Raw genomic sequence first — 12,650 nt, forward strand, 5'->3', positions numbered from 1 at the left:
ATTAAGTCTTCCTGTAGATAGATACCCCCCGCGACCTTGGCCGCTGTTAGGATTACACTTCTAGGGAAAAGTGCCGACTCGCTAAGTGTTGTTGTCCTACGGGGTAGTCATGGATATTCAGATAATTGCACGCGATGGCGAACCCGAATACGCGGTTCTGCCGTGGGCTCAGTATCAGGCTCTACTAAAAGCAGCAGGCATCAACGAAGCACCGTCGCGTCCGGCAGCTACGCCGATCGCGGCCTCACCAGACACGATTCTTCCGGGTCTGGATCAACTACGCAGTTTGCGCGAAGGGAAGGGCATCGCCATTGAGGCGTTGGCCCGCACGGTAGGCATCAGCCCGTCATATCTGGCCATGATCGAAAGTGGCGAGCGTCAGCCTGACGCCGCGATTCGCCGCAGCCTGGCCTGGGAATTGACGGTGCCAGGGTGGAGGGATGAATCGTGAGCGTACGCATCAGTCGTCAACATTGGGACGGATTGCTCGGAGAACTGGATCAGGCGCGCCGCCAGCGCCACCTGCTGACTTATCGGGCCTTGCTCGAGCGGTTGCAATTGCCGACACCGGCCATGCAAACCTTGACCGCCGCCCTCGAGCATCTGGCCGCGCTGGATGCCAAGGCCGAACAACCGTTGCGCAGTTCACTGGTGATCAGCCAAGGCGCGAGTCGCCTGCCACGCACCGGTTTCTTTGAATGTGTTGAACGTCTGGGGCGTTTTCACGGGCCGTCTGATGGCGTTGCCGCCGCCTCTTGGCACGCCTCGGAAGTCGTCCGGGTTTTTGAATACGAGTACCCGGAATCGGCGGAGGCCTGAGTGTTTTTACGACTCAAGGCGCGGGCCAGTTACTGGCTGGCCCGCAGGCTGTTTCACTGGTCATGGTTTGTTCGCCAACCGCGCGGCTGGCGCTGGCTCGAAGGTCAGTTTGCGCGTATGGCCAACCTCGGCGATGTCGATGCGCAAAGCTTCTATGGGCATATCCTGACCTTTCGTGGCGTCGGCCTGGGCGCACGTGAAGAAGGTGTGCGCCTGTTGCGGCTGGCGGCCCTCGCGGGTGATGGCAAAGCGGCTTACCAGGTCGGAGTGATCAGCCTGACCGGGACACCGAGCAAACCGCCGGATCCTGTTGAAGCCGCACGCTGGTGGAGCATCGCTGCCAAGGCGGGGCACCCGTTGGCTGAGCTCAAGTTGAAAGAGCTGAGTACTCGCGACTCAACACTGTAAATCCTGTTATGTCTGCTCAAATAAACGCGGCGTGAGGTTTTCCTCACGCCGCGTTTTCGTTTGTGTGCACCTGTTTATCTATGAGTGATTTTTTACAGACAAGTCCTACAGTCATCGCCTACTTGCCTGACTTCTTTCCTGATTGATCCCCCGCACAGTTCCCGCGCCTAATTTTTTGCGCGAGGGAACGCTCATGTTTGATCCGCTTATTCAGTCCACTTCGCACACCCGCGTGCGCTGATGGAAGCCGTCACCCGCATCGAGCAAGCACTCGACAGCTTTCCCGCCACCCTCAGTATTTACCGCGAACAGCTCAGGCATTGGGCCAGTCGAGCGGCGGACAAGGTCAGCCACGCCGCAGATCTGCCGTCACTGATGGGTATGGAGCGGATCATTCGCTTCGGCTCCGATAGCACTGTCGTCAGCAGCACCGACAACGAGTTTTTCTCCGGCGTCGTCCAGTGCCCGAAGGGCGGGGTGATGGAGATCGAGAGCAAGTTTGAATCGGTATACGACATTGCGCTGGGCAACATCGTGGTCGATGTGATCGCCATGGATGGTGGTGAAACCACCCCCATCACCCTTGATGCGCAAGGCAAGGGCTCGTTCAAAGGAATACCTGGCAAGTTCTACCGGGTGCTGGTGCACAGCGATGTCACTCCGCATCAGGTCGAGGATCTTTTCAAAGCCTATGACGGCCTGACCGCTGAGCTGGATGGCTGGCTGCGCAGTGAGTGGCAGGGTTTCAAACCGCAGTGGTCGCAGTCGGTGGCGACGGCGGCGGGCAACGGCATGCTCGCCGGGAGCTGGGCGGCGATCGAGGGGGTGTGGGACAGCATTGGCCTGCTGTCGGACATTCTCAAGGATCCCGGAGCGTTCGCCGAGCGGCTGGGTGAGGGCGCCACGCAGTTGATGGCGCTGGCGGCGACCGCCCCCGACGTCATGGAAAAGCTTCAATTGCTGGTCAGTGACGAAGCTGCACTGTGTTTATTGCTGCGCACGGCCAGCCTTTGGCTGGAGATGCTGCCACCCAGTGAGGTCGCCGGTAAAACCGCTGAAGCGGCATCGATGATGATCGTGCAGTTGCTCATCGATGTGCTGATCAGCGTCGTCTTGACGTTCGTCAGTGGTGGCGCAGGCATCGCTTATCTGACGCTGCGTCTGGCGGATCGCGCCGTGCAGTTGCTGTCGGCGGTGAAGCGTTTGGTGAAGGCGATGTTCGGCATCGTCGAAGGGTTCATCAAATACGTCGATCAATACAAAGCCGTTGCCGCCCGCGGAATCGCGGCGGGTGTGAAAAAGGGCCGGATGCAATTGCGCTGGAATGCGCAGCGCAACACCTTGTTGAAGAAAGACGAGCATCACGACGACTCGCCGGATCAGGCGAAAAACCCCAACGGCGACAGCGCCGATTGCGTGCCGCGCACCTGTACCAACGGTTGTCCGGTGTCGATGGTCACCGGTGAAGAACTGCTGACCCTGACTGATGCGGTGCTCGATGGCGTGTTGCCGTTTGAGTTCACGCGGTTGTATCGCTCCAGCGCCGCCGAAATCGATGTTGGGTTGGGGTTTGGCTGGAGTCATTCGCTGGCGCATCGGCTGGAATTTTTCGCTGATGAGGTTGTTTGGGTCGATCACGAAAACCGGCGTACCCGTTTTCCGTTGCCGAGCGTTGAACGACCGGCGATTCATAACAGCCTGTCGCGGGCGGCGATTTTCCTGGGTGATGAACCGGAAGAGCTGATTCTCGCGCTGGCCGGGGAAACGGCGCGGTTTTATCACTTTCGTGCAGGACGGCTGACGGCGATCAGCGATGCCTATGGCAATCGTCTGACGGTGCAGCGCGATCGGTCTGACCGGGTGCAGCGACTGGACAACGGCGCCGGGCGCTCGCTGCTGTTGCGCTATGACCGTGCGCAGTTGCTGGGTGTGGATTATCAGGTGTTTCGCGAGGGTGTCTGGAGCACCGAGCAAGCGCTGGTCAGTTATCGCTACGACGCCTATCAGCACCTGATCGAAGCGACCAACGCCGTCGGTGACAGCGAGCGTTACGACTACGACGATGCCCACGTGATTCTGCAGCGGCAACTGGCCGGTGGCGCGAGTTTCTTCTGGGAGTGGGAGCGCTCGGGGAAATCGGCACGGTGCGTGCGCCACTGGGCATCGTTCTCGCAGATGGACACGCGCTACGTCTGGAATGACGACGGCAGCGTGGCGGTGCATTACGTCGATGGCACTGAAGAGACTTACGTCCACGACGAGCGTGCGCGGCTGGTGCGTAAAGTCTCGGCGGATGGTGGCGAACAGCTCAAGGCTTATGACTCCTCGGGACGCTTGATCGCCGAGCAGGATGCTTTAGGTGCCGTCACCGAATACCGCTACGACGAAGTCGGACGGCTGATCGCGCTGATTCCGCCGGCTGATGCGCCCACGTCCTACGAGTATCGCAACGGTTTCCTGTACCGGCGTTCGCGCGGCGAGGCGGTGTGGATCTACCGGCGCAATGCCGAGGGCGATGTCACCGAAGCGGTCGACCCCGACGGTCAGGTCACCCATTACTACTACGACACCCGGGGTCAGTTGCTGTCGATCCGCTACCCGGACAGCAGCCGGCATCGGCTGGTCTGGAATGCCCTCGGCCAGTTGACCGAAGAAACGCTGCCCGACGGCGGCGTGCGGCGTTTTTCCTACGATGCACTGGGGCGGCGGACCACCACCGCCGACGAACACGGTGCAGTCACTCGTCAGCATTGGGACGCCGTTGGCCGACTGATTCAGACGACATTTCCTACTGGTAGCACCCGCGCCTACAGCTACGGCGCCTACGGTCAGGTCACTGCCGAGCGCGATGAACTCGGGCGCATCACCCGCTACGAATACGACGATGACCTGCACCTTGTCTCGCGCCGGATCAACCCCGACGGCACGCGGGTGCAGTACCGCTACGACCATGCGCAACTGCTGCTCACCGAGATCGAAAACGAATCGGGGGAAAAGTACCGGCTGGACTACACGCCGACCGGGCTGATTCGTCAGGAAAGCGGTTTTGATGGCCGGCGCACGGCGTATGCCTATGACCTCAACGGCCATCTGCTGGAGAAGACCGAGTTCGGTGATGACGGCTCTTGTTTGCTCACTGCGTATGAGCGCGATGCTGCCGGGCGTCTGCTGATCAAGACCCTGCCCGACGGCCTCAAGGTCACCTACCAATACGACCGTCTCGGCCGTTTGATTGGGGTCGACGACGGCCAGCAACACCCGCTGGCCTTCGAGTACGACCGCCAGGACCGCTTGATCACCGAGCATCAGGGCTGGGGCACCCTACGTTACCGCTACGACGCCTGCGGTCAGCTCAAACGCATGCGCCTGCCGGACAACAGCGTGCTCGACTACCGCCACGCCAAGGGCGGCGCGCTGACCGACATCGACCTCAACGGCACGCCGCTGACCCGCCACGTCTATAAGTCCGGTCGCGAACAACAACGTCAGCAGGGCCTGCTGCTCAGCGAATACTCCTACGACGATCAGGGACGATTACTCGCCCACGCCGTAGGTCATCAGCGCGATTCGCTGTACCGCCGCGATTATGCCTACAACGCCAACGGCAATCTCGCGCACATCGCCGACAGCCGCCACGGCCAACGCACCTACGGCTACGACGCCCTCGACCGCCTCATCCGCGTACGTCACTCACGCGACGAACTGCCGGAGTCCTTCGCCCACGACCCGGCCGGCAACCTGCTGATGCAGGACCGCCCCGGCCCGAGCCAGATCAAGGGCAATCGTCTGTTGATGCAGGGCGACCGCCACTACGATTACGACGCCTTCGGCAACCTGATCCGTGAACGGCGCGGCCGCGCGCAGACACTCGTCACCGAATACCGCTACGACAGCCAGCACCGCCTGATCGGCCTGACCCGCCCCGACGGCCAAACCGCGTCTTACAAGTACGACGCCTTCGGCCGGCGCATCCGCAAAACCGTCGGTGACGCCACCACCGAATTCTTCTGGCAAGGCGATCACCTCGTAGCCGAAAGCAGCGAAAGCGAATACCGCAGCTACGTCTACGAACCCGGCACCTTCCGCCCGCTCGCGCTGCTCGACGGCAAAGGCCCGAAAAAAGCCTGCCCGTTCTACTACCAACTCGACCACCTCGGCACCCCGCAAGAACTCACCGACTACAGCGGCGACATCGTCTGGTCCGCGCAATACGACGCCTACGGCAAAGTCGCCGCACTGACCCTGGCCGGCGAAGACTACCTCAACCAGCCGCTGCGCTTTCAGGGGCAGTATTTCGACGGCGAAAGCGGCCTGCATTACAACCGGCATCGGTACTACGATCCGCGGCTGGGGCGGTATCTGACGCCGGATCCGATCAAGTTGGCCGGTGGGCTGAATCAGTACCAGTACGTGCCGAATCCGACGGGGTGGGTGGATCCGTTGGGGTTGAGTTCCAACTGCCCGCCGCCGAATAAGCCTGGGTGTGAGGTGCCGGGTGGGATTGGTGGGGCTAAGGTAGATGAAGGTGAACCAGCGCTGCCGACGCCAAAATTAAGCGCGAGTGAAGCTGCGAAGAGAGAGATTGTGAGGCTAAACAACAGTCAGGGGATGCATATGGTTGGCAAGCATGACCCCGAGTTAACAGATGAAAAATTTAAACAAAGAGCTATTGATGGAACGGACCCTATCACGGGTCAACAAAGAAGAGGTCGAAATGCTGGTATAGGCAATCCGAGCTCAAGATTTTACAGTTGGGAAATAATGCTTGAAGCCTATGTCCTCGCAACAACCAGGGTTGAACACGGGCTTCCTCGTTACACCGGCCAGGATAATCAGGGCGCCAACGTTGTAAAGATGAGGCTTCCTGACGCTGGGGAAGGTTACAAGCCAAATAGAAGGGATAAAGAAAATCCTAGATTAGTTACCAATATGGGTGGGTTCGAAATGAAATTCGACCCAATTACAGAAGTGCCATTTACTCTTTATCCGACTGAGTGATTTATGTTAATTGATCCTGAAACGTCGAAGCCATATCTACCTAGTCCCGCATATTTTTTGTGCTGTTTTGATGTTTATGATCGGGAGGAAACCTTGGGTGAGGAGCTTGAAAAATATAATCCGAATGCTGCAGTAGATAGGGAAAGGCTTATTTTAAAGTACTGCATGCCTATGAAGCGCTCGTATCGGCAAAAATTCTTACTTGTAGAATGTTTGAAGCTTGCGTTGCTAGAAGAAGACTACGACTTTCAATCACTTTTCCAATACGACCCTGAAGCCTATTCATCATTTCCGGATGGTTGGGATGAGATGGATAATTCAAGGGTTTTTTTTGAAGATATATATCGGCTAGCCATGGTTGAATGGGCCGCGGATTTGAGTAAGGCAAGTTTGGAAGATCAAGCGACGTGGTAAATGAGTTTAGTAAATTATGCTGTTGTGGTGGAGTAGTGACGGAAAATGTTTAGAGGCGTATACAGTTCGCAGTTTGCAAGTCATCGAGCACAGTTGAATGCTTATAACAAAGCGATGACAAGAGAGGCAAGCAAGATGTCGCGATTTACGGGTGAGGACAGAATGGGTAATTTGGTTGTGAGAATGGCTGCCGAAAATGTCGGGCGAGGATATGAACCTAATCCATTAGACCCCTTAGAGCCTCGCTTCATTGAAAAAATGAATGGGTTTGAAATGAAGTTTGACTTTGAAACGTTGAACCCTATCGCCCTGTATCCGGTGGAGAATGTTTGATGTTGATGCATCCCTATCTTGATGTCCCATATAATCCCCAGCTGAAACACTTTCTTGGTGGGTTCGATATATACGATCGCGAGGAGACGCTGGGCTCGGAGTTGGCGGAGTACGATCCTGAGTGTCCTGCGGATCGAGTGAGTTTGATATATAAGTTTATTGTGAAAAGATTTTCTGGTTTGACTTATCGGCACAAGTTTGTCTTGTTTTTCGTGTTGGGTGAGGCTCTGAATGGCAAAATAAGTGATCTTGCTGAAGTTTTTAAACATGATCCTTTTTCTCATTCGTTGCTTCCATTTGGTTGGAACGAAATGAAAGATCCGAAGAGTTTTTTTGAACATATATACTCTATCCTGTCCGAAGTCTGGGTTGATGATTTATATCTAGCCAGTCAGGAAGACTACTCAACGTGGTAGCCGGCATTAGAAGCAGAACCTAGAGTGACTTTACTGACCCCTTCGCGAGCAAGCCTGTTCGCACAGGGATCTGTGTGTTTGGGGGGAATCAACGTTGTCCGATTAGCTGCGGTGGATGGACGTCGGCAGCGGCCAGACTATCAATCACATGCACGCTATACCCCGGAACATTCTTAGCATGATGCTTCGCCTGCGAAGCCATTTCCGCAAGTTGACTGGCATCCAGGTGTGCGCAAGCCTCGGGATGCAAATGCACCACGCCAATGGAAAGCGACAACAACGGAAACTCCTGTCGCACCCCTTGGCGATTCGGCGCAATAAAGCATCCAGCCTCAAGGTGTTCGGGTCGATAAAAACGTCGGCACTGGCTCTTGAAGTCATCAAGCAATTGATTGAGGCGTTTGCGCCAATCTTCGGGGCCGAGAACGAGGAGAAAATCGTCACCGCCGATATGGCCAACGAAGTCGCGGGACGGGTCTACTCGCTCGTTGAGGCATTGCGCCAAACACAGCAGAACTTCATCGCCGCGCCCGTAGCCGTAGATATCATTGAAGGGTTTAAAGCTATCGATGTCGACATAGCAGATGACTGACTCGCGGCCTTGTTGCAGCAGGCGAGTCAGACATTGCTGAATCGGCACATTACCCGGCAGCAAGGTCAGCGGGTTGGCATAACGAGCCTGTTGAATCTTCAGTTCGGTAATCAGTTTGAGCACATCAATCACCCGGCCCAGGCCGAGGTAGCCACCGTTAAGAGTGATGATGAAGTCTTCTTCGATGCGCTGGCGGGCGCGGCTGGTGATGAGGCGGCTGACCTGCTGCAGCGACTGGCTCATTTCCACGGCGAGGAAGTCGTCGTTCATCAGACGGCTGATCGGTTTGCGCGCGAACAGGTCGGTGGCGAACGGTTTGAGCAGGGCATCCGACAAGGAATGGCGGTGGACGATGCCGCAGGGTTGGCCTTGTTCGTCGAGTACCGCCAGGGAGTTGAGGTTGGCCTGGCGGCGGAAGGCTTCCAGTACGGTGGCGGTTGGCGTATCGCGATGCACGGCCGGTTGGTCGTTGAGCAGGGCGCTGAGGTCGCTGCCTTCGTCGTTCAGCGCAACGCTGCTGCTGTCGTGTTTGGGCATCAAGGCGCGGGCATCGCGCGGTGGGTGTTCTTGGGGGCGGCCGAGCAGGTAGCCCTGCACCAGATCAACGCCCATTTCAGTCAGCACTGCGAGTTCTTCCGGCAACTCGATGCCTTCGGCGATGACTTGCGCGCGTGACGCTTTGGCGATTTGCAGGATCGAGCCGACGAACTCGCGCTTCAACGCGTCCTGATGAATACCATCGATAAAGTGCCGATCGATCTTCACGTAATCCGGGCGCAGCTCCGACCACAGACGCAGGCTTGAATAGCCGGCACCGAGATCATCCAGCGCAATGGAAAACCCCATCGCGCGATAGTGATGCAGGGCCGTTTGCAGCAACTGGAAATCGTCGATGGGTGTCTGTTCGGTCAGCTCGATGACCACCTGACTCGGCGGAATGCCGAAATCCTGCAGCAGCTGCAACGTGCGCCCCGGTTGATGGGCGGCTTCCAGCAAGGATTCCGGCGAGACGTTAAGAAACAGTTTGCCCGGCAGTTGCTGCTCGTTGAAGCGACGGCAAGCGCTCTGGCGGCAGGCGATCTCCAGTTCGCTCAAACGCCCGGCCTGACGTGCCACGGCGAACAGCGCGATCGGCGAGTGGAGAGGACTGTTGGAAGGGCCGCGCGTGAGGGCTTCGTAGCCGAGAATGCGCCGTTCCGAGAGAGAGATGATCGGTTGGAACAGGCTGTGTAAACCGCTTTGAGTCAGGATCGAGCTCAAGGCACTCAGCTGTTCGGTCGTGGTCATGGCAATCTCTGGCGATAAAAAAAGGACTGGGAGCGCTCTCGATGAAGAGAGTGGCTCCCAGTCCTTTATTGCACGACAGAATGATGACTGTTTGATGACGATCCGGGGATCGTCAGCATTAAATTGCCATCACCTTACTTCTTGGCCACCTGATTGCTCAGCTTCAGGTAATCCAGCAGCACGCGCCCGGTTTCGCTCAGGTAGGCATCGTCTTCTGGTTTGACCTTGTCCGGATCGGCAGCCGCAAGGGCGTCTTCGTCTTCTTTCTTCAGCTCTTTGAGCGGTTCTTCGCCTTTGGCTTTGCGACGGATGTTTTCCATCGTCAGTTGCTTGGCGTCGATGTCGTTGTGCTGGGCACGGCGCTCGGCTTCGTTGAGGCTGACGGTTTTTTCTTCCATCAGTTTCTGCGCCAGGGCCAGCTTGTCACGGATGAACACAAACTCGGCATCCTTGGCGGTGCGCGTGTCATGTTCGGACTTGAGCTGGGCCAGGAACGGTTTGAACGGATCGGCCGCCGGTTTGATTGCCGCGCGGATGGTGTCCCACGGCATGGCTTCCGGCAGGGCGCTCTCGCCGATTTCCTTGGTGTCGATCAGCGACGGGTAGTCGATGTCCGGCAATACGCCCTGATGCTGGGTGCTCTGACCGGAGACCCGGTAGAACTTGGCCAGCGTCAGTTTCAGTTCGCCATGGTTCAGCGGCTGAATGGTCTGCACGGTGCCTTTACCGAAGGTCTGGCCACCGATGATCAGTGCGCGGTGGTAGTCCTGCATGGCACCGGCGAAGATCTCCGAAGCCGAGGCGGACAAGCGGTTGACCAGCAACGCCATCGGCCCTTTGTAGAACGCGCCCGGGTTTTCGTCTTCGAGTACGTCGACACGGCCATCGGCATTACGCACCAGTACGGTCGGGCCTTTGTCGATGAACAGACTGGTCAGCTCGGTGGCTTCCTGCAGGGAACCGCCGCCGTTGTTGCGCAGGTCGATGACCACGCCGTCGACTTTGTCTTTCTGCAGTTCGGTGAGCAGCTTCTTGACGTCGCGAGTGGTGCTCTTGTAGTCCGGATCACCGGCACGGAACGCCTTGAAGTCGAGGTAGAAGGCTGGAATCTCGATCACGCCGAGTTTGTAGTCCTTGCCGTCCTGTTTCAGGTTGAGCACGGACTTCTTCACGGCCTGGTCTTCGAGCTTCACCGCTTCACGGGTGATCGGCACGATCTTGGTGGTCTGGTCGTTCGGCGCATTGCTCGCCGGAATCACTTCCAGACGCACCACGGTGCCTTTCGGGCCACGGATCAGTTTGACCACTTCGTCGAGACGCCAGCCGACCACGTCGACCATTTCCTTGTTGCCTTGGGCAACGCCGATGATCTTGTCGGCCGGGGCAACCTGTTTGGTCTTGTCGGCCGGGCCCGCCGGCACCAGACGCACGACTTTCACCTGGTCGTTGTCGCTCTGCAACACGGCACCGATGCCCTCGAGGGACAGGCTCATGTTGATGTCGAAGTTTTCCGCGTTATCCGGCGACAGATAGTTGGTATGCGGATCGTAGGACATGGCGAAGGTGTTGATGTACGCCTGGAAGATGTCTTCCGGACGGGTCTGGTCCAGGCGCGCCAACTGGTTCTTGTAGCGCTTGGTCAGGGTTTCCTGGATCTGCTTCGGCTCTTTGCCGGCGATCTTCATCCGCAGCACTTCGTCCTTGACGCGTTTGCGCCACAGGTCGTCGAGTTCAGCGGTGGATTTGAGCCAAGGGGCGTCCTTGCGATCGATCAGCAAGGTCTCCTTGGTGGTGAAGTCCATCTTGTCGACGCCTTTGTTCAGCTCGGCAAGGGCGAAGTCCAGACGCGACTTGACGCGGTCCAGATAGCGCTTGTAGATGGTGAACCCGGCGTTGAGATCGCCGCTTTTGAGGAAGTCGTCGAACTGGGTCTTCCACTTGTCGAATTCGCTGATGTCGCTGGCCATGAAGTAGCTGCGCGACGGATCCAGCAGCTTGAGGTAGCTGTCGTAGATGATCACCGAGCGCGCATCGTCGAGCGGCGGCTTGCTGTAGTGGTGACGCTTGAGCAACTCGACGACGTTCAGGCTGGCGATGACTTCATCGCGATCAGGCTGCAATTTGTCCCAGCTGTTGGCTGCGAATGTATTGCCCGACACCGGCAACAAACCGATACCGATGAAAAGAGCGAGGGCGGTGCTGGGGAGCAAATGCTTCATGCTGATTCGACGCGGGGACAATTGATAACGCATATTAGGCCGTCTTTGAAGTCGCCGGTTCTACGAGAGCCGGTCGCATAATGCAAAAAGCCCGGCGCTACAGCTTCGGGCTCAGTCCAGACTCACTATGGAGGCACTGTGAAGGCATTGCAAGGCGTTGACGGTCAAGTGGCATGGGTTGAAGAGCCGAGTCCTACGTGCGATGTAGGACAAGTCCGCATTCGAGTGGCAGCAGCAGGCCTCAATCGCGCCGATTTATTACAGAAAGCAGGGCTCTATCCGCCACCACCAGGGGCCAGCCAGGTACTCGGTCTTGAGTGCTCCGGGGTGATCAGCGAGGTCGGCGCGGGCAGTGCCTGGCAGGTCGGCGATCGGGTTTGCGCCTTGCTGGCCGGGGGCGGCATGGCCGAAGAGGTGGTCGTCGACGGGCGGCACGTGCTGCCGGTTCCCGAAGGCGTCTCGCTGATCGAGGCGGCAGCATTGCCCGAGGTTTATGCAACAGTCTGGCTGAATGTGTTTCAACTTGCGGCGCTCAAACCGGGTGAGAAAGTTCTCTTGCACGCCGGCGCAAGTGGAATCGGTTCAGCCGCCATTCAGTTGTGCAAGGCGTTCGGCAATCCGTGTTGGGTCAGCGTCGGTTCGTCCGAGCGTTTGGCCTACTGTGAGGCGCTGGGTGCGCAGGGCGGGGTGCTGCGCACCGATGATCTGGAGAGCCTGCGTGATTTCGGGCCGTTCAATGTGATTCTCGATCCGGTCGGCGGCAATTATTCGGCGCTGAACCTCAAACTGATGGCGCTGGACGGCCGTTGGGTGTTGATCGGTTTGATGGGTGGTCGTGAGGCCAAACTGGATCTGGCGCAGGTGTTGGCCAAGCGTGTGCAACTGCTGGGCTCGACGTTGCGCAGTCGTGACGATCAGTTCAAGGCGGATCTGTTGAGTGATCTGGGTCAGCAGGTGTGGCCGCTGTTTGCTGAAGGGCGGTTGAGTCCGCAGTTGGCCAAGGCGTTTGCGGTGAAGGATGCCGAGGCGGCGTTTGCGGAGTTGGCGAGCAATACTGTTTCCGGGAAGTTGGTATTGGTGATCGACGATAGCCTGAGCTGACTTCCAGGTAGAAGAAGCCCCTCACCCTAACCCTCTCCCAAAGGGAGAGGGGACTGACCGGGT

10 protein-coding genes are annotated in these 12,650 nt (G+C 57.9%); 8 read left to right on the plus strand and 2 right to left on the minus strand.

Annotated elements, in window-relative coordinates; all coding sequences use genetic code 11:
• Positions 1–109 precede the first annotated feature (109 nt).
• The 7 genes from VY732_RS08650 to VY732_RS08680 all read left to right on the plus strand — a co-directional run bounded on the left by VY732_RS08650 (position 110) and on the right by VY732_RS08680 (position 7,388).
• Complete coding sequence (locus tag VY732_RS08650; protein ID WP_077571750.1) at positions 110–451, plus strand: helix-turn-helix domain-containing protein; 342 nt, start codon at positions 110–112, stop codon at positions 449–451.
• Complete coding sequence (locus VY732_RS08655) at positions 448–819, plus strand: hypothetical protein (RefSeq protein WP_077571751.1); 372 nt, start codon at positions 448–450, stop codon at positions 817–819. The genes VY732_RS08650 and VY732_RS08655 overlap by 4 nt, the downstream gene beginning before the upstream one ends.
• Positions 820–1,227, plus strand: coding sequence for a tetratricopeptide repeat protein (locus tag VY732_RS08660; RefSeq protein WP_077571752.1), 408 nt, complete (start codon positions 820–822; stop codon positions 1,225–1,227). It abuts the gene before it with no gap.
• Between the two features lie 240 nt (positions 1,228–1,467).
• Positions 1,468–6,225, plus strand: coding sequence for an RHS repeat-associated core domain-containing protein (locus VY732_RS08665; RefSeq protein WP_331695188.1), 4,758 nt, complete (start codon positions 1,468–1,470; stop codon positions 6,223–6,225).
• A gap of 3 nt (positions 6,226–6,228) precedes the next feature.
• Positions 6,229–6,639: a hypothetical protein gene (locus VY732_RS08670; RefSeq protein ID WP_212622641.1), complete on the plus strand. Its 411-nt coding sequence runs from the start codon at positions 6,229–6,231 to the stop codon at positions 6,637–6,639.
• A gap of 93 nt (positions 6,640–6,732) precedes the next feature.
• Positions 6,733–6,972 (plus strand): hypothetical protein, encoded by a 240-nt coding sequence (locus VY732_RS08675; RefSeq protein ID WP_249122266.1) that lies wholly within the window; start codon positions 6,733–6,735, stop codon positions 6,970–6,972.
• A complete protein-coding gene (locus VY732_RS08680; RefSeq protein WP_331695189.1) occupies positions 6,972–7,388 on the plus strand; it encodes a hypothetical protein in 417 nt (138 codons plus the stop codon). Before VY732_RS08675 ends, VY732_RS08680 begins: the two co-directional genes overlap by 1 nt.
• A gap of 88 nt (positions 7,389–7,476) precedes the next feature.
• Here the strand turns inward: VY732_RS08680 and VY732_RS08685 are convergent, their stop codons facing one another.
• Complete coding sequence (locus tag VY732_RS08685; RefSeq protein WP_331695190.1) at positions 7,477–9,267, minus strand: bifunctional diguanylate cyclase/phosphodiesterase; 1,791 nt, start codon at positions 9,265–9,267, stop codon at positions 7,477–7,479.
• A 134-nt stretch (positions 9,268–9,401) separates the two neighbouring features.
• Positions 9,402–11,486 (minus strand): carboxy terminal-processing peptidase, encoded by a 2,085-nt coding sequence (locus VY732_RS08690; protein ID WP_161986601.1) that lies wholly within the window; start codon positions 11,484–11,486, stop codon positions 9,402–9,404.
• Between the two features lie 138 nt (positions 11,487–11,624).
• On the opposite strand from VY732_RS08690, the gene VY732_RS08695 reads away from it, so the two are divergent.
• Positions 11,625–12,587, plus strand: a complete 963-nt coding sequence (locus tag VY732_RS08695) for a zinc-binding dehydrogenase (protein ID WP_331695191.1) — start codon at positions 11,625–11,627, stop codon at positions 12,585–12,587.
• Positions 12,588–12,650 lie beyond the last annotated feature (63 nt).

Origin of the sequence: Pseudomonas sp. ZY71, assembly GCF_036542145.1 — a bacterium.
Classification (GTDB): Bacteria; Pseudomonadota; Gammaproteobacteria; order Pseudomonadales; family Pseudomonadaceae; genus Aquipseudomonas; species Aquipseudomonas koreensis_A.